A 23,592-nucleotide genomic window follows, 5' to 3' on the forward strand; every position below is an offset into this window, starting at 1 on the left:
TCCTCTTTCTCCATACCGACAGATTTCCTTTCCAGTATAACACAGGGGCCGCGCTTTGAACAGCGCAGCCCCTATTTTCCGTCCTTATAGCAGCAGGCTGCCGATTTGGTACACCGCCAACGCGGCCAAATACGCCAGCCCCGTCTGGAACGCGGCGGCGCCGAACGCCCATCTCCAGCCGCCCATCTCGCGCTTGATCGTGGCAAACGCGGACATGCAGGGCATGTACAGCAGCGTAAATACCAGGAACGAATAGCCCGTAAGCGGGGTGAACACCGAACCGAGCAGGCCGGACAGCACCGCACTGTCCCCGCCCGCGCCGTACAGCACGCTCATTGTGGAAACTACCGCCTCCTTGGCGACCAGACCGGTCAGCAGCGCCACCGATTCCTGCCAGTTCCCAAAGCCCAGCGGGCCAAACACCGGCGCGATCGCCGTTCCAAACACACCGAGGATGCTTTCCCCCGCGTCCTGCGCGACCGCAAGCGTCGGCGTAAAGTTCTGCAGCAGCCAGATGACCACGCTCATCAAAAAGATGACCGTGCCAGCGCGAGTGATGAAATCCTTCGCCTTCTGCCACATGTTGAGTACTGTACCCTTGAAGCTCGGCATACGGTAGGTCGGCAGTTCCAGCACAAAGCCCGAGGATACGCCCTTGAACACCGTTTTTTTGAGAATGAAGCCCGCGGCGATCCCCACCAGGATACCCAGCACATACAGACTGATCACGATCAGCCCCTGGTTCTCCCCAAACAACGCGCCCGCGACAAGCGCATAAACCGGCAGCTTGGCACCGCACGACATAAACGGGGTGAGCATGATGGTCATGCGGCGGTCGTCGTCATTTTCCATCGTGCGTGCCGCCATGACCGCGGGCGTGGTGCAGCCAAAGCCCATCAGCATGGGTACGAACGACTTGCCGGACAGTCCGATGCGCCGCAGCAGCGTATCCATGATAAACGCCACGCGCGCCAAGTAGCCGGTGTCCTCCAGAACAGAGAGGAAGAAAAATAGAATCACGATCTGCGGCAAAAAGCTCAGCACGCCGCCCACGCCGCCGATCACACCGTCGCACACCAGCCCGATCATCCACGGCGCGGCCTGCGCTGTTGTCAGCAGTCCGCGTATGGCAGGCGAGAGTACCTCCTGAATCAGGTATTCCATCCCGTCGCCCAGCCAGGACCCGAACGGGCCAAACGTACACCAGAACATCAGAAACATGAAAAACGCGAAAATCGGCAGCGCCCAGACACGGTGCAGCACGATCCGGTCGATGCGCTCGGTCACGGTCGCCTTATGCACCGCCGGCCTTCGGTAGCTGGCGCGCACCAGCTCCTCAATATAGTCGTACAACGCGTCCGCCAACACCATTTCCTTATCCGTCTGGTTGGCGTGGCTCTGCATGCCTGCCGCGATCGTGTTCAGTTCCTCCCGTATCTTCTGCGGCATGCCGCGCCGGTCCATCTGCTCCCACATCGCCTTATCGCCCTCGAGCAGCTTGGCCGCGTAAAACGGTAGGCTACACGCACGCAGTGGAAGCGGCCGCAGCAGGCCGGACGCGCGTCGGATCGCCGCCCCCACGCCATGCAGATAGGCCGGCTGCTGTGCCGGCGCGCGCATCCCGTGCGCCAGCGCGTCCAGAAGATCATGCATATTCTCGCCCTTTTTGGCCGATATCGGCACGACCGGCACGCCCAGCCGCGCGCTCATCTCCTCGCAGTCGATCTCGATGCCCTGCGCGCGCACGTCATCCATAAAGCCGAGGGCGACCACCATCGGCAGCCCCAGCGCAACAAGTTGCAGCGTCAGATACAGGTTGCGCTCAATATTGGCCGCATCCACGATATTAAGGATGCCGTCCAGCTCGTCCGACAGCACGAACTCGCGCGCGATAATTTCCTCCTGTGTATAGGGCGAAAGCGAATAGATACCCGGCAGGTCCACGATGTCAATGCCCGCCCCGTCGTGGCAGATATGACCGGTCTTGCGGTCGACCGTCACGCCGGGCCAGTTCCCGACATGCTGGTTGGAGCCGGTCAGTCGGTTGAACAGCGTCGTCTTGCCGCTGTTCGGATTGCCAATAATCGCAATGGTTTTTTTATCCCCGTTCATCCGCCCGCCTCCAGCACAATCTTTTTCGCTTCTTCGCGCCGAAGCGACAGGCTGTATCCCCTCAGGCGCACGGCGACCGGATCGCCAAAGGGCGCGATCCGCTCCATAGTCACGACCACGCCTTTCGTAATGCCCATATCAAGAAAATGGCGCTTGAGCGCGCCATCCGCCGTGATATAGTCCACCACGCCGCTCTCGCCGGTTTTTAAATGGTTGAGTGTCTTCATTTTATCCCCCTGCTGCGGCCAAGTCTTCGGCTGCATACCTTATTATTATAAAATGTCCGTTTCCGCTTGTCAATGCGGCAGAAGGGCTTCCGCCCTACAGCGGAAGCCCTTCCCTTTGCTTTTCAGTTGTCCGGTACGCCGCGTTTACAGTCAAAGCCCGCCCAGCAGAAGCAGGTCGGAAGCCGTGGCCGACACAATCACCGCCAGCCAGCACGCAAGCGGATACGCCCACTCGGCGCGCCCCTGCCGCGCCGGCGCAAGGCGCGGACACGCGCACAGTAGCAGCTTTGCCAAAGCAAATCCGGCCGCCGCGCCCAATGTATTCAGGAGCAGGTCATCCACCGAGGTCACGCCGCCCGCAACAAGCTGGATCAGTTCAATGCTGAGCGATACGCCGAAGCCGAACAGAATCGTGCGCCTCGCGCGCCCAAAATACCGCCAGAACAGCGGCAGCAGGAACCCCAGCGGCGCGAGCAGCGCCGCGTTGCCCGCGATGTTGGCGAACACCCCCAGGCCGGGCGAAGCAGGATCGTTCAGCACCGCCGCAATATCCGCAAACGGGACCAGCTCCAGCCGCGGCGCGGGCAAGCTGCCGGCCAGCAATTGGTACAGCGACGGCCCTGTTACCAGACCGACGCACAGCAGATACAGCAGGAGTACCGCAGCGCCGCAGAAATCCCGCCGTCTCATCCGACCGACGGCATGATCTCAGCCGTTGCCGCCGCGTCGATGACTGCCGCGGCTTCATCCGCCGCCCCGTCGGGCCGGTACTTTTCGATCACGTCCGTGGGCAGCGTGCCGAGCAGGTAGCGCAGCTCTGTCGTGCGATCGCCGTCTTTTAACGTTGCATATACATTGACCGTATCGGCGCTTTCCATCAGAGGCGCTCCGCTGCCGAGATAAAACACACTGTTGTATATATTCATTGCGTCGGCATAAACCGCATTTTCCAGCAGCTTCTCAATATCCCCTGCATCGGTCACGGTCACGTTGCGCCAGGCCGTGCCTTCTTCATCCCTCTGCACCACATAGCCGATTTCTACCATGCTGATCTGATCCGCGGTCAGCGCCTGCGGCTGCGGCTCATAGCCGGTCAGCTGCTTGATGAGCGCCAGCGTTCTGGTATCCGCCTCGCACACATAAATTTTGCTCCAGCTTGCGGACCAACTGCCGTCCCGACTGTTTTCGTACGCCAGTTCCAGACGGAACACCGGCATACTGCTTTCCTGCCGCGCCAGCTCTTCTTCGCGCAGCGTTTCCAGTATCTGACTGATCTTCTCCGGCTCGTCATACAGGTTGCCCAGATAGGCGCCGGCGTTATCCGTAAACATAAGCACCGCGACCTCGTCCTCAGTCATATCATCGAGGCAGAACAGATCCCATTTTTTCTGTTTGTACTCCGCGGAGGTTTGGAGCTGCACCAGCAGCGCCTCTACCTCCTCGGTCTGCGGCAGCCTGTAGTAACGCGCCGCCATGCGCCCGCCGTTGAGGCGGAACTTGAGTGTAATGCCGAAAGAGTCGTCAAACGGACCGAACTGCGCCTGCAGCTCGCCCTCCGGCGCGGCGTCGTCTGCCGCCGTCATGGCAACGCCGATCTCCGCCAGCCGGCGCACCGCCGCGATATTCTCCGGCTCGCTCAGCATCTCCCTGCTGCTGTATGCGGCAACGTCCACCGCCTCCAGCTCGCCCTCGTCCGGCAGCCAGGCGTCATAGCCGGTCACATCCGCTTTCATCAGCAGCATCCCCCCGACCAGAACGACCAGCATCACCGCAAGGTGCAGCGGTTTGGCAAAGATCGCGCGGAAATCAAAGGCATAGATGATCTCAACGATCCAATGGAACAGCACCGCGCCGATCACCAGGCCGGGCCAGAACCAGAAATCGCCCGCAATCAGATTGAACAGCGCGCCGAACGCAACGCCCATAATCAGGCAGATATATACCTTAACGGGCAGCTTTGACCGGTCGAACGCAAGCGCCGTACCCGCCCGCTCGCTGCGGCGGTGTCGGAACAGGAATGCCGCCAGCGCGGTCACTACCGCCGCAGCGGCCAGATACCCCGCCAGCAGGCCGGCCGCCGAGCCGGTCTGCCCGAGTGTGGCAACGCCGCCGTACCGGATACCGTCCACCGTGAAGTACTCCATCACCGGGCAAAGCCGTAACGCCGCTATCGTACCATCCAGTTCGCCTGCCGACGCATAAGTCTCATAAAATTTGCCGAGCAGCGCGATCTGCAGCATGCGCACCAGCAGGGGCGAAAAGTAAACCCAGGCGAGCAGCAGCAGGGTCACGACCGTATTTCCGCAGACGATCGTTGTCAGCACGGCCAGCGCATAAATGAGCAGGAAGAAAATCAGGTTGCACAGCACCGTGCCGCCGATCGCCCCCCAATCGGCCGCTTCGCCAAAGCCCATCGCATAAACGCAGGCCAGCGTGATGGCGAGCATGACAAAATAGGTGGAAAGCGTACACAGCGCGCCGGTCAGGAAGTTGTTGGCGAACAGGCGTGTGCGCGAAAGCGGGAGCGAGTGGTAAAAATCCACCTTCTGCCGGTTGTGCAGGTAGGCGAACAGCGCGACGCCGCACACGACCGCCATGATGACAAAGGTTGCCTTGACAAAAGGATTGTAGCCGAGCAGCTCGGCCACCAGGTCGAGCGCGCCCTGCCAGGCGTCCTCCATATGCTGCGGGAAATTTTTCAAATTATCCGCTTTCTGCTCCAGCGCCCGCTGCATCGACATCAGCACGGGCAGCAGCAGGGACAGGAAAAAGCCCACGCCGGAAAGGACGAGCGCCCACAGGCTGCGGCGCATGCTGTCCCCCAGCAAGCCCTTAGAAGAGAAGCTTTTTGACGTCATAACCGGCCACCTCCGTTTCATTGATGAATATTTCTTCCAGCGTCAGCGGAAGCATTTCGCAGAAGCTGGGGTTCATGGCGTTGATCCGCGCCAGCAGCTCCTCGCGGCTGCCGCGCGCGGTCAGCGTATACAGAGAGCCGCGCTGCTCCAGGCGCAGCAGGTCAAACTCCTGCCATGCGTTTTCCGGAAGCGTGCCGGTAAAAATACACTGCAGCTTGAACATGCCGAGCTTCATCTCATCCAGGTCGCGCGAGAACAGGATGCCGCCGCGGTGCAATAGGCCGACATGGTCGCAGATATCCTCCAGTTCGCGCAGGTTGTGGGAGGCGATAACCGGCGTCATGCCGCGGCTTTCCACATCCTCCGCAAACAGGCTTTTGACCGTCTGCCGCACGACCGGATCCAGCCCGTCGAACGTTTCGTCGCAGAACAGGTAATCCGTTCCCGCGCAGATGCCGCAGATCACGGAAACCTGCTTTTTCATACCCTTGGAGAACGTGCGTATCTTGCGGTTCTCATCCAGGCCGAAGCCGTCCATCAGCTTGTGATAGCGCGCCTCGTCAAAATAGCGGTAAAAGCGCTTGTAATAGTTCTTCATCTCCGCAGGCGTGCTGTTCGGGAAAAAGAACTGTTCGTCGGAAATAAAGAAAAACCGTTCCTTGAGCGCTACATTTTCAAAAATATCCGCCCCATCGATGCGTACCGCACCCTCGTCCGGCGACAGGATGCCCGCCAGCATGCGCAGGAACGTCGATTTGCCCGCGCCGTTCGAACCGATCAGCCCATACACCGAGCCGTCCCGCACCTCTGCGCATACATGGTCGACCGCCGTGATGCTTCCAAAGCGTTTGGTCGCGTTTTCAGCCGTAATCATGCCCTATCCACTCCTTTCTTCTGCAGCCAGCCGCGCAGCCGGTCCTCGTCCGCGCCAAGCGTGCGCGCCTGCGCCGCCAGCGCGCCGATCTGCGCGCCGATCTCTTCCAGGCGCCGCTCGCGCAGCACCGTCATGTTATCCGAAATAAAATTCCCCCGTCCCTTGGCCGCGTAGATCACGCCGCGCCGCTCCAACTCTCCATACGCGCGCTGAATCGTGTTCGGGTTGATCGAAAGCTCCATCGCAAGCTGGCGTACGCTGGGGATCTGCGTATCCGCAGGCAGCGCCCCGCGCAGCGCAAGCTCCTCAATACCGTCCACCACCTGTTCATAGATGGGCCGCGGGTCCCGATAATCGATTTTTATCACATTGCGCGCCTCCTTTCCAGTCGTGTTCCATATGTTCTATCTGTATTATTCGTTCTAATACACTTGAAGTATAGCAAATCTTTTTCTCCCTGTCAATCGCTTTTTTGCGCGATGTATGCTATACTGGTTGCAAACACTGTTCAGGAGGCCGCACATGGTACATTTGGGAAACGACTGGGATACGCTGCTCACCGGCGAATTCCAGCAGGAATATTATAAGAAAATACGCTACTGGCTCAAGAAAGAATATGCCGAGCAGACGGTTTACCCCCCTATGGAGGATATTTTTAACGCCCTGCGCTACACGCCCTATCACGAGGTAAAGGCCGTTATTCTGGGGCAGGACCCTTACCACGGCCCCGGGCAGGCGCACGGCCTCTGTTTTTCCGTCCAGCCGGGCGTACAGCCGCCGCCGAGCCTGCTGAACATTTTTCAGGAGCTGCAGAGCGATCTCGGCATCACGCCTCCGGCGGGCGGCACGCTGACCAAATGGGCCGAGCGCGGCGTGCTGCTGCTCAACACCACCCTGACCGTACGGCGCGGACAGGCCAACAGCCATAAGAACATCGGCTGGACAACCTTTACCGATCACGTCATCCAGAAGCTCAACGAGCATGAACGGCCGGTTGTGTTCCTGCTCTGGGGCGGCAACGCGCGCAGCAAAAAGAGCCTGATTACCGCGCCGCAGCATCTGGTGCTCGAATGCGCGCACCCGTCGCCGCTGTCGGCGTTTAACGGTTTTTTTGGCTGCCGGCATTTTTCCAAATGCAATGCCTTCCTGGAAAGGAACGGCGTCGAGCCGATCGACTGGGATCTGAACCACGATTGACAGGGCAAAAAAAGAGCCTGCTCCGCCGAGCAGGCTCTTTTTTCACCCCTTACCGATGCAGGGAGGAAGCAAACAGGCCGCGCATCACCGCCATCAGTCCCTGCGCCATCAAAACAACCGCTACCACTGCGGATATCGCGATTGCAGCAATATCCGGCTTGAAAAAGGTCGCCAGGCCGAAAACCAGTATGACCAGACCGATCGCCAGCGGCGCGCCCCAGAACAACATGCCCGCCCGGCGATAGATCGCCGCGCCGACGCATTTGATCACGCCGGACAGAATTGCCCATCCGGCCAACGCATAGGGCAGCAGCTCCGCCGCCAGCCAGCTGTTGCACACGAACAGGAGGCCGAGCAGCAGATCGATGATCCCGTCCGCCAAAAACCATCCCGAAGCGATATACGCCCGATGCCGCGCCAGATACACCACTAGGTCGGACGCACCCGACACTAGCATGGCCGCCCCCAGCAGCCACGCGATCGACACCAGCGCCGCATCTGGATGGATCAGGAAATACAGCCCCATAATCACCAGAAACATGCCCACTAGAAACCAGATACCACGTCCAAACCAATCTTTCATTGCAGCCCCTCCTTAGTCCTTTTATTCCTGTTTCTTTTCCAGCATCCCCATAAATTCCTCTCCTGTGATGGTTTCCTTTTCCAGCAGGAAATGCGCCAGCCGGTGCAGCGACTCCATATTTTCCTGCAAAATGCCGATCGCTTTCTCATGCGCCGCCTTAACGGTCGCCACGACCTCCTGATCGATGTGCGCCGCAGTTTCCGCTGAGCAGGCCAGCGAAGCGTCGCTCGACAAATACTGGTTCGTCACGGTTTCCAACGCAACCATATCGAATTTGCGGCTCATGCCATACCGGGCGATCATCGCGCGCGTCAGTTTGGTCGCCTGCTCAATATCATTGGAGGCGCCTGTCGTGACCGAACCGAAGACCAGCTCCTCGGCCGAACGGCCGCCGGTAAGCGTCGTCACCTTGTTCAGCAGTTCCTCCCTGCTCATCAGATAATGCTCGCCCTCGTCCACCTGCATGGTATAACCCAGCGCGCCCGAGGTGCGCGGCACGATCGTGATTTTGGTAACCGGCGCCGAATTGCTCTGCTTGGCCGCGACCAGCGCGTGACCGATCTCGTGGTATGCAACAATCTCCTTTTCCTTGGGACTGAGTACCGCGTTTTTGCGCTGCGCACCCGCGATAACCGTCTCCACGCTTTCCTCCAGATCGGGCTGCTCGACCGCGTTCCGCCCCAGCCGGACCGCCCGCAGCGCCGCCTCGTTGATGATGTTTGCCAAGTCCGCGCCGGACGCGCCCGAGGTTGCCCGCGCGATCGCATTGAAATCGATATGACCGGACATATGCACGTCCTTAGCGTGGACCTTCAAAATCGCAATACGTCCCTGCAGGTCGGGCAGTTCGACAGGGATGCGGCGGTCAAACCGGCCTGGGCGCAGCAGCGCGGGGTCGAGCGATTCCGGCCGGTTGGTCGCGGCCAGGATCACAACGCCCTTGGTCCCGTCAAAACCGTCCATTTCGGTCAAAAGCTGGTTGAGCGTCTGTTCACGCTCGTCGTTGCCGCCAAAGCCCGCGCCATCGCGCTTTTTACCGATGGTATCAATCTCGTCAATGAATACGATGCAGGGCGCTTTCTCGCTCGCCTGCTTGAACAGGTCGCGCACCTTGGCCGCGCCCATGCCGACAAACATCTCGACAAACTCCGAGCCGGAGATCGAGAAGAACGGTACATGCGCCTCACCCGCGACCGCCTTGGCAAGCAGCGTTTTACCGGTACCCGGCGGGCCGACGAGCAACGCGCCCTTGGGCAGCTTGGCACCGATCGACGCATACTTTCCCGGGTTGTGGAGGAAGTCTACAATCTCCCGCAGGGCCTCCTTCGCCTCGTCCTGTCCGGCGACGTCCGCAAAGGTCTTGCCGGTTTCGGTTTCGGCATAGATCTTGGCGTTGGATTTGCCGAAGCTCATGGCGTTCCCGCCCATACTCTTCATCATTTTTTTGCTGAGCCACTGGCCGACCACCAAGATAATGACGATTGGGATCGCATAGCCAAGCAGCAGGCTCAGCAACGGCGAGGCCTGTGTCGGGATCTCGGAAGCAAATTTTACGCTGTCTGCGTCCAGCAGGCGCTCGACCAAATCCTGATCCGGAAAGATGCCGGTTTTATAGACCGCAGCCTTCCCGTCCTCGTTTTTACCTTCAAATACGATCTGCTCCTCCTGCTTGTCGTAGGCAACCGTTTCCACCCGTCCATCGTCCACCATGGACAGGAATTCATCATAGCCGACTTCGGTCACCTGCCGCTGCGCCAGCATTGGGAACAGCAGCCAATTGAGCAACATAAGCACGACCAATGTGACCGCGTAATAAAAAATAAGCGGTTTTTTCGGCGTTTTGGAACCATTTGCAGGTCCAACCATATCATTTCACCTTTCTTTCCCGTTGTTCCAGCAGCGCGTCCAGATTGCGCTGCATTTTCTTCATAATCCGATGCACGGTCAGCAATTCCTCGTCCGAGATACCCTGCCGCAGCTGCCGTGCAACCTCCCAACAGCTTTTCTGCAGCTGCGCCGCCGCTGCGGCGCCTTCCCCGCACAGGCGGAGATGCACGACGCGGCGGTCGCTTTCATCCCGCTCGCAGGCAAGGAAGCCGCGCCGGTGCAGCCCATCCACGCTGCGCGCGACCAGCGCCTTGGAAATGCCGCGGGACTGCGCGATGTCGGTTGCGGTATCCTGCTCCGGCGCATAGTGGCACAGGAACAGCAGCACCGCGGTTTCGTTCGGCGAAAGCTGGTATCCAGCGGCCGCATCCTGAAGGCAGCTTCGGTACAGCTTTTCCAGCTTGGCCGTATCCTTCAAAAAATCGTCTTCCCAGTGGAGCATTCCACGGCCTCCCTTCCGAATGCTTCCATTATCTCTATGGTACTTCAATTTGTTAACAGCATCAACCATTTATTTGTAAACAATTTGCAAAATCAAAACGGCCGTCCCCACAGCGCAGGGAGCGGCCGTTCCGCACACCGAAAAGCCTTATTTCATGCTACCCAGAGTACCCCAGTTGGCAAATTCCCCATAGGAAAGGTAAATGCCATCCTGCGGCAGGCCGGTCGTCTGCTGCACCGCGGTGAACGCGGCCTCAGTAAAGGCTTTCTTGTTTTCAAACTCGGTAGAGCCGTAGCAGCGCACATCCAGGAACGCCAACTCCCGTTTTCCCCCCGCAAAATACATGCTGTGTCCATCCGAAATATCAACCATCAGCTTTGCCTCGGTCTTGCCCGGGATCACGCTGATTTTGCGGCCCAGCTCGCTTTTGAGCGCGTCTTTTTGCTCTTCGGAAAGGATTTTGGACGTAGAAATACCAATATAAGGCATAATAAGCACCCCGTTTTCAACTGTTTCTTTTATTATAGCATCCTGCCGCCCCTGTGACAAGCAAACAAATTTATAAACGCTTTGTTAATTTTGCTCAAATTCTATGCACACACGTCCTGTTTTGTGGTATGATATTGGCAGTAACTCTACCCGCCGAACGGATGTGTGCTATATGAATATCAAGTGTACCCAAAATATTTATAAAAGCGCGAACGGTGTGTCCAATGTCACATACTATATCCTGACGCCGGAACAGTCCGAGCTGCGCGGTATCGTGCAGTTGTCCCACGGCATGTGCGAATATTTTTCGCGTTATACCGCTTTTGCAAAATATCTGTGCGGTCTCGGCTTTATCGTCTGCGGGAACGACCATATCGGCCACGGCGCTTCGGTTTCCCGCGATGCCGACCTCGGCTTTTTTTCCGTACGGGACGGCTGGAAGTACCTTGTTGAAGACGTCAAGCAGCTCACCGACCTGATGCAGCACCGATACCCGAACCTGCCCTACTTTATCTTGGGGCATTCCATGGGGTCTTTGATCGTGCGCCTGTACCTGACCGAGTACGGCGACCGCTTATCCGGCTGTATCCTGACCGGCACGGCCGGCCCGCAGCCGGCGGCGATCAGCGCCGCGCACCTTGCCGACTCGATCGCACGCAGCCGCGGCGTGACCTACCGCAGCGGCTTCCTATCCACCATCACGTTTCGGGGCTATAACCGCCGGATCAAGAACCCGCACTCGATCTTCGACTGGATCAGCCGTGACAGGGATGTGGTTTCCCTTTACCAGTCGGATGAAAAATGCAATTTTATCTTCACCGCAACCGGCTTTCGCGACCTGTACACTCTGGTCATCAAGGCCAACGCGAACAGCACGTTCCGCCGGACGCCAAACACGCTTCCGCTCCTGTTTCTGTCCGGAGATAAGGATCCTGTCGGAAAATATGGAGAGGGCGTGCGGCGGGTCGTCAACCTGTACCGCGGCGCGGGTCTGAAAAACATCGAGGTGATTTTCTATAAGGATGCGCGGCACGATATCTTCAACGAGCTTGACCGGCTGCAGGCGTTCGGCGATATTTCCCGCTGGCTGGAAGCGCAGCTCAGCGCGCAGGCTGAAGCGAGGGACGAACAGGCAGTCAACTGACAAAGCAAAACACCGGCAAAAAGCCGGTGTTTTTTGTTACAGCAGGAGGAGCTCAGATGGATGCGTCAGCCGCATATCAGCCTGCAGCGCATCCGGCGTTTCACTGCCCCACAGGGCCAGGCCGCTTTTGACCCCCGCCGCCGCGGCACACTGCATATCGTAGGCACTGTCCCCAATGTAAACGGCCTGCTCCGCCGAACCGCCCAGGCGGCGGATGCATTCCACCAGCCCGTCCGGCGCGGGTTTCGGATGCTCGATATCGTCCGCGCAGACGATCGCGTCAAAATAGTGGTTCAGCCCCAAAGGGGTAAACCCGTACCCCAACTGCAGCCTAGTGCGCGAGGTCACGATCCCGCAACGCTTCCCCGCGGCGTGCAGCGCCTCGAGCACGGGGATGATCCCCTCGTAAACCTCCACCTCATGCAGGCGGTCGCGCGACAGCGTCTCCCAGCGCGCCATGACCGGCTCTATCCTTTCCGCCGGGATAGCCAGCTTTTCCAGGGACTTTCGTCCCGGCATGCCGAACGAAAAGCGCAGCTCCTCCAACGAGTAGTGGTATCCGAACTCCCGCAGCGCCTGTTGAAAGGATTGCTGGTCAACCGCTGCCGTATCGATCAGGGTCCCGTCAATATCAAAAACAAAACAGTTCATAGGCGTTCCTCCACCAATCCGAGTGCAAGCGCGCACAGTCCAGCCTCATAATCCTGTGTGAATTCCCGCGAAAGCTCGATTACCGGCAGCGCCTGCGGCGGCAGCGTCTGCGCACAGGCGTTGCGGATACGCTCCACCTTGCCGGAAATCAGCGGGTCGTCGTACAGCACCACGCGGTCCGGATTGAGCAGCGCGGCATACGCCCGAATCACCTGCATATAGTACGCCACCATATCCGCTCCCGCAAAATGGCTTTTGGCATATTCCAAATTGTTTTTGATCGGCAGATAATGCAGCTCCCCGGCAAACCCATTCGCGCCATGAAACGCCTTTCCGCCGATCGCGGCGCCCGCGCCGATGCCCGACCGCCCCAGATAAACGCATACCAATGCTTTGGGCACCTGCTTTCTCCGGCAGCAGCAGCCGATCGACACCAGATACATATCCCGTTCGACCGCCACGGGCAGGCCGAAGCTATGTTCCAGATGCGCCTGCAAGCTCACGCCCCGCAGCTCCGGATGGCCGACCGAGCTGGCCGCCACGCCATTCTGCAACGGGCCGTCATAGCCCATTGCAGCAGCCGCAAGCTGCGGGTAACGCGCTTTCACACGCATCGCCAGCGTGTCTATATCGGGCAGGATACCGTTTGTGCTTTCGGCCTCCTCCTGCTCCAGACGTGTTCCATTCAAATCGCACACAAACCAGCTGAGCCGCCGCCCCTCCAGCCGCAGGCACAGGAACAGGCGGTATGCCGGATCCAGCGCATACTGCTTCGCGCACCGCCCGCCGGTGGAGGCCGCCGTTCCGGTTTCCTTCGCCTCTCCCGCTTCCACCAGATCGTCTACGATGCGGCTGACTGTCGGAAAGCTGAGGCCGGTCCGGCGCGCCAGCTCGTTCTTGCTGTGCTCGCCGCCCCCGCGCATAGCCTCTCGGATCAACGTCATATTGACCTGCTTGAGACGTCCGGCGTCCGCCATTTACCCCCCTCCTTTTTATCTTACTTTTTAATACTTTTTTAATTTCTGTTTTGAGTATACCCCGATCCGTCCTTTTTGTCAACAAAAAAATACGGGCGGAGTAAAATCCGCCCGTATTTTCCGGCTCCGCCGGATTATTTCGTCCAAGCTGCTTTGGCTGCCCCCTCCGCAAAGGCCTGATGGAAGCCCTTGACGTTTGCCGCAATATCGCCGCCAAACACGGCCGAGCCGGCAACGATCACATCCGCGCCCGCTGCCACGATATCCACGGTATTGTTCAGCTTCGCGCCGCCGTCGATCTCCAGTTCACAGGGATAGCCGTGCTTCTGGATTTCCGCGCGCACCGTGCGGATCTTGTCCATGCATTCCGGAATGAAGCCCTGGCCGCCGAATCCCGGCTCCACCGTCATAATCAGCACCATATCACAGTATGGCAGCAGCGGGAACAACACGTTCGCCGGCGTACCCGGCTTGATCGTGCAGGAAGCCTTGACACCCGCCGCCTTGATTTTTTTGAGCTGCTCCAGTGTATCCCCGTTGGATTCGTAGTGTACTGTGATGATATCCGAACCGGCCTTGATAAAATCATCCAGATACCGGTCCGGATCGCTGATCATCAGATGTACGTCAAGCACCTTGTCGGTCGCCTTGCGCAGCGCCTTGACAACAGGCGCGCCGATCGTGATGTTTGGAACAAAATGCCCATCCATGACATCGACATGCACATATTCCGCGCCCGCGTCGGTGGCAATTTTGATATCGCGTGCAAGATTTGCGAAATCAGCGGACAAAATAGACGGTGAGAGCTTGATTTCCATTGGTTTTTCCTCCTGTAACCGCGCGGGAAAGCGCGGCATAATTTGATACCAGGCGCGGCCGCGCCTCCCCTTTTCAGCGCTGCGGCCCGTCTTTTTGAATACGGGAGCGGCGGGATTCCGCCGCTCCCCCTTTGATTTTATTATACCGCATCCGGCGGGTTTTACAAGACCTGATACGCGCGAGTTTCAAAGAAAACCGGAAAGCAAATTCATCGCTATTTATCCGGTTGGGATTTGTCCGCGCAGCAAGGATATACAGAGAAAACCCTGAATTCCTCCGGAATTTGTCGCCCTCACCGATTGATTTATACGGGTAAAACAGGTAAAATAGATAGTATCTTGTTAAGAATAAAAAGAGAGGACACGATACCATGAGCGTCAATCGTTGTTATTCCGAAAAAAAGCCCGGCTTCGACGTTGAGGCGCGCAGCCTGTTCGCCAGCCTGCACGACCTGCTGGAGATCAAAGGGCTGACCCACGTCCGTTATCTCTGCCGCTACGATACCGAGGGCCTCGCCCCCGAAGCCTATGAAAAAGCCAAGGGCATCGTCTTTTCCGAGCCGATGGCGGACGTGTGCTACGACGAGAACTTCCCCCGTCCGGCGGGCGCTCATACCGTGCTTGCGGTCGAGCCGCTGCCCGGCCAGTTCGATCAGCGCGCGGATTCGTGCGCGCAGTGCATCCAGCTCCTGACCGGCGGCGAGCGGCCGGCGGTTTCCGCGGCAAAAATCTATGTATTTGAAGGCGCACTGACCGACGCGGACATGGATAAGATCCGCGGCTACCTCATCAACCCGGTCGAGGCGCGCGAGGCTTCGATGGACAAGCCCGCGACCCTTAGGGTCGAATATGCGATCCCGACCACGGTCGCCTCGGTCGTCGGCTTTATCCATATGGACGAGGCCGCGCTCTCCGACCTGCTGGCGAACATGGGGCTTGCCATGGACTTGGACGACCTCAAGTTCCTGCAAGCCTACTTCCGCGACGAGGAAAAGCGCGACCCGACCATCACCGAGGTGCGCATGGTGGACACCTACTGGTCCGACCACTGCCGTCACACCACGTTCCTGACCGAGATTGACGGCGTGAAGATTGACGACCCGATGGTGCAGGACGCATTCGACCGGTATCTCAGGGCGCGCGTCGAGGTCTACGGCGAGGAGAAGGCAGCAAAGCGTCCGGTCACCCTGATGGACATTGCCACCGCAGGCGCAAAGGTACTCAAAAAGCGCGGCTACCTCAAGAATCTCGATGAGTCAGAGGAGATCAACGCCTGCTCGATCAAGGTCAAGGCGCTGGTGGACGGCCGCTATGAGGACTGGCTGCTGATGTTCAAAAACGAGACCCACAACCACCCGACCGAGATCGAGCCGTTCGGCGGCGCGGCGACCTGCCTCGGCGGCGCGATCCGCGACCCGCTCTCCGGCCGTTCCTATGTTTATCAGGCCATGCGCGTGACCGGCGCGGGCGACCCGACGGTGCCGCTCTCCGAAACACTCGAGCACAAGCTGCCGCAGCGCAAACTGTGCCAAACCGCGGCGGCGGGCTATTCGTCCTACGGCAACCAGATCGGCCTGGCTACCGGCCTGGTGCATGAGATCTATCACCCGGGTTATGTAGCCAAGCGTATGGAGATCGGCGCGGTTGTCGGCGCGGCCCCGCTGGAAAACGTCATCCGCGAGGTACCCGAGGCCGGCGATATCGTCATCCTGCTCGGCGGCAAGACCGGCCGAGACGGCTGCGGTGGCGCCACCGGCTCCTCCAAAAAGCACACCGAGGAATCGCTTGAAACCTGCGGCGCGGAGGTGCAGAAAGGCAACCCGCCGGAAGAGCGCAAGATCCAGCGCCTGTTCCGAAACGGCGAGGTCACCCGCATGATCCGCCGCTGCAACGACTTCGGCGCGGGCGGCGTGTCTGTCGCGATCGGCGAACTGGCGGACGGGCTGGACATCAATCTGGATGCTGTACCCAAGAAATATGACGGGCTGGACGGTACCGAGCTGGCGATTTCCGAATCGCAGGAGCGTATGGCGGTCGTCGTGCGTGCGAAAGACGCGGATGCGTTCATCGCCGCCGCCGCAAGGGAAAACATCGAAGCGGTCGCCGTGGCGACGGTCACAGACAAAAACCGCCTGTGCATGACTTGGAACGGAAACACCATTGTCGATATTTCCCGCGGCTTCCTAAACACCAACGGCTGCGCCAAGCATGTGACCGCCGAGGTCGCCGCCCTGCCTGTGCCGTCCATCGCGTGTGTACCGGAGGGCCAGACCGAAAAGGAAAAGCTGTTAAACCACGCTTCCACTCTCGGTATCTGCCTGGAACGCGGCCTTGTCGAGCGGTTTGACGGTTCGATCGGCGCAAACTCGGTGTTCATGCCGTTTGGCGGCAAGTACCAGCTCACCCCGGCGCAGGTCATGGCCGCGACCATGCCCGCGCTCTCCGGCCAGTGCGAAACTGCCTCCGTGATGGCGTTCGGCTTCGACCCCTACTACACCGAGCGCAACCCTTTCCTCGGCGCGTCGGCGGCGGTGATCGAGTCGGTCGCCAAGCTGGTGGCGGCGGGCTGTGACTTTGAGACCGCCTACCTCACTTTCCAAGAATATTTTGAGCGGCTGGGCAAGGATCCCAAGCGCTTCGGCAAGCCGCTTTCCGCGCTGCTCGGCGCATACAACGCGCAGGAGGAGCTGTGCCTCGGTGCAATCGGTGGCAAGGACTCCATGAGCGGTTCGTTCGACGATATGGACGTGCCGCCGACGCTGGTTTCCTTTGCGATCGCCCCGCAGGACGCGTCCCGCCTGATCTCGCCCGAATTCAAGGCTGCGGGCCACCCCGTCTACTTCTTTGACGCGCCGTATTTCCAGGACGGCTCGCCCGATTACCAGACCATGAAGCACGTCTGGAACGAGGTCGCGAACCTTATCGCCGCCGGCAAGGCGGTATCCGCATGGGCTCTGTCCGTGGGCGGCATCGCCGAGGGCGTGGGCAAGATGGCGCTCGGCAACCAGATCGGCTTTGCGTTTGATGAGTCATTCCCCACCGAAGCGCTGTATCTCAAGAACTTCGGCGGCATCCTGATCGAAGCGGCGGAGGATCTACCCGCTTACTGGCTGGTCGGCCGCACGACGGACGACGGCGCGGTCACAGTCGCGGGCGAACGCGTGCCGCTGGACGAGTTGACCGCGGCGTTCGAGAGCCGCCTGGAGAGCGTGTTCCCGACCCGCGCGGACGCGGCGGACGAGCATCTGGCCAAGGTATCCTGGACCGAGCGCAGCTGCAAGGCCCCGACAGTCAAAACCGCCAAGCCCCTTGCCGTTATTCCGGTGTTCCCCGGCACGAACTGCGAATATGACACCGCGCGCGCGGTTGAAAACGCGGGCGGCGCGGCCGAGATCGTTGTGGTGCGCAACTTCTCTGCGGATGCGTTGCACCAGTCCGCCGAGCAGCTTGAGCAGGCTGTCCGCCGCGCGCAGATGGTCATTCTTCCGGGCGGCTTCTCCGGCGGCGACGAGCCGGACGGCTCGGGTAAGTTTATCGCCTCGTTCCTGCGCAACCCCGCTATCAAGGATAGCATCCACGAGCTGTTGCAAAAGCGCGACGGCCTGATGCTCGGCATCTGCAACGGCTTCCAAGCGCTCATTAAGCTCGGCCTTGTCCCCTACGGCGAGATCCGCGACGAAATGACCGGCGACGACCCGACGCTGACCTTCAACCTGATCGGCCGCCACCAAAGCTGCTATGTCACCACGCGCGTGGCCTCGGTCAAGAGCCCGTGGCTGTCTGCCTGCGCGGTGGGCGACCTGCATTCGATCGCGGTGTCGCACGGTGAGGGCCGCTTTGTTGCCCCGCAGCATGTGATTGACAGCCTTGCGCAGAACGGGCAGATCGCGTTCCAGTACACCGACCTGACGGGCGAGCCTTCCATGGACATCGCTTGGAACCCGAACGGCTCGCTATGCGCGATCGAGGGCATCACCAGTCCGGACGGCCGCGTGCTCGGCAAGATGGGCCACACCGAGCGTTACAGCCCGTTCGTCGGCAGAAATATCTACGGCGAAAAGTACCAGCCGATCTTTGCGGGCGGCGTGCAATACTTCAAGTGATAGCAACCGGAAAAGCGCCCCGCAAGGGGCGCTTTATTCCCAAAAGGAGCGTTTTCCATGACCCCCTATGAACACAAGGTCCAATATTACGAGACGGACGGTATGGGTATCGTCCATCACTCCAACTATATCCGCTGGTTCGAGGAAGCCCGCGTCGACCTGCTCGAACAGCTCGGTTACGGATACGACCGCATCGAGGCCGAGGGCTTCGGCAGTCCGGTGCTCGAGGTCTGCTGCAAATACAAAACCATGGCGCATTTCGGAGATATGGTGTCAATCTCCGCGCATATCATCGAATACAACGGCGTCCGTATGGCGCTGCGGTATGAGGTGCGCGACGCGCAGACCGGCGAGTTGCGCTGCGAGGGAGAAAGCCGGCACTGCTTTATGGGGCGCGAGGGGCGTCCCGTCTCGCTGAAGCGAAGCTGGCCCGCGCTCGACCGGGTATTTGCCGCACAGTTATAAGAAGCAAGCAGCCGCACCTACCGGTACGGCTGCTTTTCTTTTATGCCCCCTTTTTGCGGACCGGATAGCACACCTCGGTCACCAGTTCATCCGGATTTTGCGTTTCGTTCGGGCCGACATGATAGATCGAGAACGACAGCCCATCAAACACATATCCATTGTCCCGTACCCATGCCGCAACCGCGGCGTTCACCTCGCTGATCTTTTCGTAGCTTCCCGTGTAAACGGCGGAAGCCATGAAAACCGGCGGCACTGTCTTGAATTTGACATGCTCCGTATCCTGATACCTGCCCTTGACCGAATACTGTATCTCCACGTCCACATCGCGGTCCCGATATTCCGTATCATGGTATATGCCCACCGCGCAGCACGGGCCGTCCGGCTGCAGCCCCAGCGCGGCGGTTTCTTTCATCAGCGTATGCCACAGCCGTCCCTCATAGCTGTACGCCGGCAGGATATCCCGCACGCTCGCGACATATCTTGCGGGCAAGGTTTTACACGTCACTTCGTATTTCATATTGCATTCATCCTTTCCCAATCGATGCAGCGCGCTTTCCAGCCGTAGAAGCTGGCTGTTTGCCCGCTCCCGTTCCTCAAGCAGCTCTTTTCTCCGCTGGCGGAGCGCGCGCTCCAGCGTCCGCTCCCCACCCCGTATGATTTCTCCGATCAGAGCCACACCAAACCCTATATCGCGCAGCGCCGCGATTCGCGCCGCTTCCACAAGCTGGCACTCCTCATAGTAGCGGTATCCGGATGTTTCATCGATATACGCGGGACAGAGCAGGCCGTTCTCATCATAATACCGCAGCATGCGAATACTGATGCGGGAAAGGCCGGAAAACTCGCCGATCTTTAGCATGGTTATTCTCCTTTCACAGATATCCGTGTCTTTTCTTGAGCTCACGGCCAGTATAGCCCCTTACACCGTGTCAGAGTCAAGCCCTTGAACAAAAAAAGATCCACCGGATTTTTCCGATGGATCTGTTGTTTACGGGCGGGTATAATAAATGACGGTCACTTCTCCGTTTACGATCGAAGGATAGCAGTAGTTATAAATGCTGCCCGTACTGACCGGCGATTTTATCTGATGATAGGGCTGCGACACATCAATTGCCACGCAGCTCGCAGCGACCGGATAAGCGGTAGTCCCCGCTGCCTCTCCGGCCTGATGATTCAGTACAAGCTGGCCGGCAGTATAAACACCCGTTCGATCGATCGGCTGGTTCTCCTCCAGCGTAATATACATCACGCCATTTTCCTGCCGCAGCTTGGAATAGCGCATCAGCTCGCCATAATGGACGGTCGGGTCATAATTCTCAATCACCACGTCGCAGTAGCTCTGCGCGCCGATGCAGACGTTGACAATATCGCCGCGGGCTTGATAGGCTGCGCCGCCGCCCTGCTCGCGCAAATGGGTGGCGCGATACAGCATGACCGCCATCTCCGCGCGCGTGACGTTCATCTTGGGGTTCAGCCTGCCATCCGAGCCGCCGATCACCTTTGCAGCCACCAGCGCACTGACGGAATCCGCTGCATACACGGCAACCTGGCCGGCATCCGAAAAGCCCGAGAGCGTTCCAGCACTCAGGTCGAGCTGGGTGCGGTCGATCGTGCGCTTGAGAAATACCATCGCGTCCTCGCGCGTCATGGGCCGGCTGGGCAGGAAGCGGTTATCCGCTGTCCCGTTCGCCACGCCAAAGGCCTTGGCCGCTGTCACCGCCTTGCTGTAATAGGCATCCTGCGGCACATCGGCAAAGCTTCCCTGAGGCGCGATCGCACCGCTGTCCAACGCCTCGCTCATGCCGTACGCCCGATCCAGCATAACGATGAAATCCGCGCGTGTGATAGAGTTGCCCGGATAGAACAGATGGTTCCCGCCGCCCTTGACAACGCCGTTCATTGCCAGCGTATCGATTTCGCGGTGAGCCCATGCGTAGCCCTCTGCAACATCATAAAAATAAACCGAGTGATCGGGCAAATACGCATAGGTCTTTGTGTTGTCCGTCGCGAGCGCCGCAGTCAGCACGCTCACCGCAACGACGGCAACAAGCAGCAGCAACGCTGCCAGCTTACGCGTTCTTGTCATAATCTTCTCCTTGCTGTAAGGTTGAAAACATGGGTTGTATTCACCACCCATGCAAACTTACTGCAAGATTATAACACATTGCTCCCCACTTGACAAGTTATAACTTGACTAAAAATGTCACATCTGCCTTTGTTACCAGCTTTTCACGCACCATTTCCCGCTATTTTCCCTGCATTTTCCCCAGATGGACGACATTTTACAGTCAGCCAGGCCGCCGCGGCAAGGAGCAGCGGCACTCCGCCCACCAGTCCAGCCACCGTGGGGCCCAGCAGGCGACTTCCAGCCTCGGCCGAGGGCAGGAACATCATCGGCGCCGAAATCATTGCATTCAATCCGCCATGCGCCAGTGCGGCGGGCCAAATGCTGCCGCAGCGTTCTGTCAGCGCATGCAGCAGCGTGCCGACAGCCGTACAGAACACACACATCATGACGACCCCCATCCACGGAAATCCCGCATAATCCAGACCATAATTGTGGCCGCGCACCGTCATCGGCGCATGCCACACGCCCCAGATAACCCCGCCGAGCAGGCAGGCCGGCACTGGAGCCAGGCGGCGCCGCAGCGCTGGATAGAGCAGCCCGCGCCAGCCAAGCTCTTCTCCCGCGCCGGCGGCCACGTTGAGAAACGGCCCCATAAAAACCGCCACCGCGATCTGCAGTGCTGCCATGCCGCGAATCTGGCCATTCGAATAAGCCTGCGCCGCCGCACCGCTAAACGCGCGCATATATCCCATTGAGGGATCAAACTGGCTGCGGAACAAGCCAAAATACAAAATGCCTCCCAGCAGCACCGCCAGCGCGGGCGCGAACCAGGCCGTCAGATACCAGCGCCCGTTCCCTTGAAAGCGCGGGTGCAGCGGCAGGTCCAGTCCTCCCTCTCTTCGGGTTACTATCCATACCGCCAGCACGCCTGCGGATGGGCCGAACATTCCCAGCCCTGCCGCAGCCAGCTCCGCAACAGGCGTCCCCATCACAACCGGTCCGCTGATGCCAATGCTCCAAAACGTCCATGTCAGCCCGAAGGTCGTGACCAAGTAAATCAGGATGCGTTTCATGCCCGCCCCCTTTGCTCCGCGCGGAACCACAGGTAGCTCAGCACGGTCGGCACCAACGCCGCCAGCAGCAGCGGCCCGAACAGCAGCGCGATCCGCGCCGTATTATTGGGTATAAACGCGCCCAGCAGACCGACCACGCCTGCCGCGAAAAACATGCGGCCGCCAATGCGGTGTGTGCGTGTCCATACCGCTTCACTGGACAATGTCCACGGATTTTTGATGCCGCAGTACCAATTCATGCGGATTTTGGGCATCATATTCCCCACATACACCATGACCAAGCTGACCACCAAACATACCGCCATCGCCACATTGACCGTACCCGGGCGCAGTCCCTCAACCACACAGATGCCGTTCATGATAATCAGGAACAGCATCATCATGAGCTGGAAGCCGATATAGGACCCGAAAAACTTATTATAATTGCGTCTCTTCGGGTCGAGCGCCGGCATACCATAGAACAGCGCCGCCAGCAACGGCGACAGGCCCGCAACCAGCCACAGGTGCCACTTCGGCTCATAGCCCACCTCGCCGCCGAAATCCCAGCTCATTGGGATCCGCGCCGGTAGCCTGCTGTATACCGCCGCGGCCAGTACCAGCGGCACCAGCGCCAATATCCAGACAAAAATTTGGGCTTTACCGATTTTTTTCATGCTTATCTCCACCTTTCAATGCCGTGACCCATTCCAGGATCTCGTCGACCACAGACATGTTGAGTTCATAGTAGATGTACTTTCCCTGCTTATCGTCCAGCACCAGCCCCGCGTCACGCAGAATCGACAAATGGTGCGAAACCGTCGCTCCGGAAACCTGAAAATGGGCCGCGATATCACCCGCCGCCATCGGACCCGCGCGCAGCAGCGCGAGGATATCCCGCCGGATCGGGTCGCTGAGCGCCTTAAAGCTTTTTTGGAACCCCATTCCCGCACACCTCTTTCCGGCGCATAGCCGCGCCTGCATTTTATTTAGATAATTATCTAAATAAAAGATACTATCCCTTCTTCAAGATGTCAAGCATTATTTTGATATTTTTCTAAATGATTGTCCGCAAGGCTATTTCCCGGCAATCATAACCACCGGCTTAGCCGGTGGTTCTCGCTTACAATAAAAAATCCCAAGGCAAAAGCCTTGGGATTTTGGAAGGCAGGTTACGCCATGCCGTTGAGCTTAACGGTCATCTTGCTCTTTTTGTTGGCCGCGTTGTTCTTATGCAGGAGGTGCTTGGCAGCCGCCTGATCAACCGCCTTGACAGCAGTCGTATAAGCAACAGTCGCTTCCGCCTTATCGCCAGCAGCAACGGCCGTATCGAACTTCTTCAGCGTGGTCTTGAGCGCGCTCTTCGCCATCTGGTTGTTCATCGCCTTGACAGCGTTCACCTTGACGCGCTTCTTTGCAGACTTGATGTTGGGCATTCCGAAAACACCTCCTTTTTTCTCTATTCGTCAGTAGTTCTATTCTACCATCAGTTTTTTCAAATTGCAAGCATTTTTTCCTCTTTTTCGAATTTTAATTCTCCCACCCGCTTTCCCTCACTGACAGCGGCGCCCCGACGCCGCCCTTTCTTCCCGCGCGCCCTGTATAAAACCGGCCGCCTCTCGCAAACTACAAAAAAAGGAGGGAGCGA

At 58.9% G+C, this 23,592-nt stretch carries 23 protein-coding genes; 4 read left to right on the plus strand and 19 right to left on the minus strand.

The window, feature by feature from the left end; translation table 11 throughout:
* Positions 1-84 precede the first annotated feature (84 nt).
* The 6 genes from feoB to DBQ51_RS01795 form a co-directional block, all read right to left on the minus strand.
* Entirely contained in the window at positions 85-2,112 is a 2,028-nt protein-coding gene (gene feoB, locus DBQ51_RS01775; RefSeq protein ID WP_199855172.1) for a ferrous iron transport protein B, read from the minus strand.
* A complete protein-coding gene (locus DBQ51_RS16750; protein ID WP_199855173.1) occupies positions 2,109-2,339 on the minus strand; it encodes a FeoA family protein in 231 nt (76 codons plus the stop codon). Before DBQ51_RS16750 ends, feoB begins: the two co-directional genes overlap by 4 nt.
* Positions 2,340-2,489: 150 nt before the next feature.
* Positions 2,490-3,029, minus strand: coding sequence for a VanZ family protein (locus DBQ51_RS01780; RefSeq protein WP_107630595.1), 540 nt, complete (start codon positions 3,027-3,029; stop codon positions 2,490-2,492).
* Positions 3,026-5,197: a hypothetical protein gene (locus DBQ51_RS01785; RefSeq protein ID WP_107630596.1), complete on the minus strand. Its 2,172-nt coding sequence runs from the start codon at positions 5,195-5,197 to the stop codon at positions 3,026-3,028. The genes DBQ51_RS01780 and DBQ51_RS01785 overlap by 4 nt, the downstream gene beginning before the upstream one ends.
* Positions 5,172-6,071, minus strand: coding sequence for an ABC transporter ATP-binding protein (locus tag DBQ51_RS01790; RefSeq protein WP_107630597.1), 900 nt, complete (start codon positions 6,069-6,071; stop codon positions 5,172-5,174). Before DBQ51_RS01790 ends, DBQ51_RS01785 begins: the two co-directional genes overlap by 26 nt.
* Positions 6,068-6,439, minus strand: coding sequence for a GntR family transcriptional regulator (locus tag DBQ51_RS01795; RefSeq protein WP_107630598.1), 372 nt, complete (start codon positions 6,437-6,439; stop codon positions 6,068-6,070). Before DBQ51_RS01795 ends, DBQ51_RS01790 begins: the two co-directional genes overlap by 4 nt.
* A gap of 154 nt (positions 6,440-6,593) precedes the next feature.
* Between DBQ51_RS01795 and ung the strand changes: the two genes are divergently transcribed.
* A complete protein-coding gene (ung, locus tag DBQ51_RS01800; protein ID WP_107630599.1) occupies positions 6,594-7,268 on the plus strand; it encodes a uracil-DNA glycosylase in 675 nt (224 codons plus the stop codon).
* Between the two features lie 49 nt (positions 7,269-7,317).
* Here ung and DBQ51_RS01805 read toward each other — a convergent pair whose 3' ends face one another.
* The 4 genes from DBQ51_RS01805 to DBQ51_RS01820 all read right to left on the minus strand — a co-directional run bounded on the left by DBQ51_RS01805 (position 7,318) and on the right by DBQ51_RS01820 (position 10,669).
* On the minus strand, positions 7,318-7,851 hold the full coding sequence (locus DBQ51_RS01805) for a DUF308 domain-containing protein (protein WP_107630600.1): 534 nt from the start codon (positions 7,849-7,851) through the stop codon (positions 7,318-7,320).
* A gap of 21 nt (positions 7,852-7,872) precedes the next feature.
* The gene (ftsH, locus tag DBQ51_RS01810; RefSeq protein WP_107630601.1) at positions 7,873-9,717 is read right to left on the minus strand and encodes an ATP-dependent zinc metalloprotease FtsH; all 1,845 of its coding nucleotides are present in this window, start codon (positions 9,715-9,717) and stop codon (positions 7,873-7,875) included.
* A gap of 1 nt (position 9,718) precedes the next feature.
* Entirely contained in the window at positions 9,719-10,180 is a 462-nt protein-coding gene (locus tag DBQ51_RS01815; RefSeq protein ID WP_159068028.1) for a MarR family winged helix-turn-helix transcriptional regulator, read from the minus strand.
* 147 nt (positions 10,181-10,327) lie between these two features.
* Complete coding sequence (locus DBQ51_RS01820; protein WP_107630603.1) at positions 10,328-10,669, minus strand: phenylpyruvate tautomerase MIF-related protein; 342 nt, start codon at positions 10,667-10,669, stop codon at positions 10,328-10,330.
* Positions 10,670-10,841: 172 nt separating this feature from the next.
* Between DBQ51_RS01820 and DBQ51_RS01825 the strand changes: the two genes are divergently transcribed.
* A complete protein-coding gene (locus tag DBQ51_RS01825) occupies positions 10,842-11,813 on the plus strand; it encodes an alpha/beta fold hydrolase (RefSeq protein ID WP_159068029.1) in 972 nt (323 codons plus the stop codon).
* A gap of 36 nt (positions 11,814-11,849) precedes the next feature.
* Here DBQ51_RS01825 and DBQ51_RS01830 read toward each other — a convergent pair whose 3' ends face one another.
* From DBQ51_RS01830 to rpe, 3 genes are all read right to left on the minus strand, one after another.
* Positions 11,850-12,464 carry an HAD family hydrolase gene (locus DBQ51_RS01830; RefSeq protein ID WP_107630605.1) on the minus strand — a complete coding sequence of 205 codons (615 nt, stop codon included), beginning with the start codon at positions 12,462-12,464 and terminating at the stop codon, positions 11,850-11,852.
* Positions 12,461-13,441, minus strand: coding sequence for an ROK family protein (locus DBQ51_RS01835; RefSeq protein WP_107630606.1), 981 nt, complete (start codon positions 13,439-13,441; stop codon positions 12,461-12,463). Before DBQ51_RS01835 ends, DBQ51_RS01830 begins: the two co-directional genes overlap by 4 nt.
* A gap of 134 nt (positions 13,442-13,575) precedes the next feature.
* Positions 13,576-14,259 (minus strand): ribulose-phosphate 3-epimerase, encoded by a 684-nt coding sequence (gene rpe, locus DBQ51_RS01840; RefSeq protein ID WP_107630607.1) that lies wholly within the window; start codon positions 14,257-14,259, stop codon positions 13,576-13,578.
* Positions 14,260-14,630: 371 nt separating this feature from the next.
* On the opposite strand from rpe, the gene DBQ51_RS01845 reads away from it, so the two are divergent.
* Together DBQ51_RS01845 and DBQ51_RS01850 are read left to right on the plus strand one after the other, a co-directional pair.
* On the plus strand, positions 14,631-18,362 hold the full coding sequence (locus DBQ51_RS01845) for a phosphoribosylformylglycinamidine synthase (RefSeq protein ID WP_107630608.1): 3,732 nt from the start codon (positions 14,631-14,633) through the stop codon (positions 18,360-18,362).
* 57 nt (positions 18,363-18,419) lie between these two features.
* Positions 18,420-18,827: an acyl-CoA thioesterase gene (locus DBQ51_RS01850; RefSeq protein ID WP_054326259.1), complete on the plus strand. Its 408-nt coding sequence runs from the start codon at positions 18,420-18,422 to the stop codon at positions 18,825-18,827.
* Positions 18,828-18,867: 40 nt separating this feature from the next.
* On the opposite strand, the gene DBQ51_RS01855 is transcribed toward DBQ51_RS01850, so the two are convergent.
* The 6 genes from DBQ51_RS01855 to rpsT all read right to left on the minus strand — a co-directional run bounded on the left by DBQ51_RS01855 (position 18,868) and on the right by rpsT (position 23,380).
* Positions 18,868-19,686, minus strand: a complete 819-nt coding sequence (locus tag DBQ51_RS01855; RefSeq protein WP_054326258.1) for a MerR family transcriptional regulator — start codon at positions 19,684-19,686, stop codon at positions 18,868-18,870.
* Positions 19,687-19,815: 129 nt separating this feature from the next.
* Entirely contained in the window at positions 19,816-20,913 is a 1,098-nt protein-coding gene (locus DBQ51_RS01860) for an S-layer homology domain-containing protein (RefSeq protein ID WP_159068030.1), read from the minus strand.
* A gap of 143 nt (positions 20,914-21,056) precedes the next feature.
* Positions 21,057-21,968 carry a CPBP family intramembrane glutamic endopeptidase gene (locus tag DBQ51_RS01865; protein WP_107630610.1) on the minus strand — a complete coding sequence of 304 codons (912 nt, stop codon included), beginning with the start codon at positions 21,966-21,968 and terminating at the stop codon, positions 21,057-21,059.
* Positions 21,965-22,621: an SdpI family protein gene (locus DBQ51_RS01870; RefSeq protein WP_107630611.1), complete on the minus strand. Its 657-nt coding sequence runs from the start codon at positions 22,619-22,621 to the stop codon at positions 21,965-21,967. The genes DBQ51_RS01865 and DBQ51_RS01870 overlap by 4 nt, the downstream gene beginning before the upstream one ends.
* A complete protein-coding gene (locus tag DBQ51_RS01875) occupies positions 22,605-22,889 on the minus strand; it encodes an autorepressor SdpR family transcription factor (RefSeq protein WP_107630612.1) in 285 nt (94 codons plus the stop codon). The genes DBQ51_RS01870 and DBQ51_RS01875 overlap by 17 nt, the downstream gene beginning before the upstream one ends.
* 227 nt (positions 22,890-23,116) lie before the next feature.
* Entirely contained in the window at positions 23,117-23,380 is a 264-nt protein-coding gene (gene rpsT / locus DBQ51_RS01880) for a 30S ribosomal protein S20 (protein ID WP_054326254.1), read from the minus strand.
* Positions 23,381-23,592: the final 212 nt, after the last annotated feature.

The sequence above is a fragment of the Agathobaculum massiliense genome (assembly GCF_900291975.1).
GTDB classification, from domain to species: Bacteria; Bacillota; Clostridia; order Oscillospirales; family Butyricicoccaceae; genus Agathobaculum; species Agathobaculum ammoniilyticum.

Coding starts and splice junctions, on each gene's coding strand:
- DBQ51_RS01825 (WP_159068029.1), top strand. CDS start 10,842: ATGAATATCAAGTGTACCCAAAATATTTATAAAAGCGCGAACGGTGTG.
- feoB (WP_199855172.1), bottom strand. CDS start 2,112: ATGAACGGGGATAAAAAAACCATTGCGATTATTGGCAATCCGAACAGC.
- DBQ51_RS01850 (WP_054326259.1), top strand. CDS start 18,420: ATGACCCCCTATGAACACAAGGTCCAATATTACGAGACGGACGGTATG.
- DBQ51_RS01805 (WP_107630600.1), bottom strand. CDS start 7,851: ATGAAAGATTGGTTTGGACGTGGTATCTGGTTTCTAGTGGGCATGTTT.
- ftsH (WP_107630601.1), bottom strand. CDS start 9,717: ATGGTTGGACCTGCAAATGGTTCCAAAACGCCGAAAAAACCGCTTATT.
- ung (WP_107630599.1), top strand. CDS start 6,594: ATGGTACATTTGGGAAACGACTGGGATACGCTGCTCACCGGCGAATTC.
- DBQ51_RS01855 (WP_054326258.1), bottom strand. CDS start 19,686: ATGCTAAAGATCGGCGAGTTTTCCGGCCTTTCCCGCATCAGTATTCGC.
- DBQ51_RS01780 (WP_107630595.1), bottom strand. CDS start 3,029: ATGAGACGGCGGGATTTCTGCGGCGCTGCGGTACTCCTGCTGTATCTG.
- DBQ51_RS01820 (WP_107630603.1), bottom strand. CDS start 10,669: ATGCCTTATATTGGTATTTCTACGTCCAAAATCCTTTCCGAAGAGCAA.
- DBQ51_RS01815 (WP_159068028.1), bottom strand. CDS start 10,180: ATGCTCCACTGGGAAGACGATTTTTTGAAGGATACGGCCAAGCTGGAA.
- DBQ51_RS01845 (WP_107630608.1), top strand. CDS start 14,631: ATGAGCGTCAATCGTTGTTATTCCGAAAAAAAGCCCGGCTTCGACGTT.
- rpe (WP_107630607.1), bottom strand. CDS start 14,259: ATGGAAATCAAGCTCTCACCGTCTATTTTGTCCGCTGATTTCGCAAAT.
- rpsT (WP_054326254.1), bottom strand. CDS start 23,380: ATGCCCAACATCAAGTCTGCAAAGAAGCGCGTCAAGGTGAACGCTGTC.
- DBQ51_RS01835 (WP_107630606.1), bottom strand. CDS start 13,441: ATGGCGGACGCCGGACGTCTCAAGCAGGTCAATATGACGTTGATCCGA.
- DBQ51_RS16750 (WP_199855173.1), bottom strand. CDS start 2,339: ATGAAGACACTCAACCATTTAAAAACCGGCGAGAGCGGCGTGGTGGAC.
- DBQ51_RS01785 (WP_107630596.1), bottom strand. CDS start 5,197: ATGACGTCAAAAAGCTTCTCTTCTAAGGGCTTGCTGGGGGACAGCATG.
- DBQ51_RS01870 (WP_107630611.1), bottom strand. CDS start 22,621: ATGAAAAAAATCGGTAAAGCCCAAATTTTTGTCTGGATATTGGCGCTG.
- DBQ51_RS01875 (WP_107630612.1), bottom strand. CDS start 22,889: ATGGGGTTCCAAAAAAGCTTTAAGGCGCTCAGCGACCCGATCCGGCGG.
- DBQ51_RS01790 (WP_107630597.1), bottom strand. CDS start 6,071: ATGATTACGGCTGAAAACGCGACCAAACGCTTTGGAAGCATCACGGCG.
- DBQ51_RS01865 (WP_107630610.1), bottom strand. CDS start 21,968: ATGAAACGCATCCTGATTTACTTGGTCACGACCTTCGGGCTGACATGG.
- DBQ51_RS01830 (WP_107630605.1), bottom strand. CDS start 12,464: ATGAACTGTTTTGTTTTTGATATTGACGGGACCCTGATCGATACGGCA.
- DBQ51_RS01860 (WP_159068030.1), bottom strand. CDS start 20,913: ATGACAAGAACGCGTAAGCTGGCAGCGTTGCTGCTGCTTGTTGCCGTC.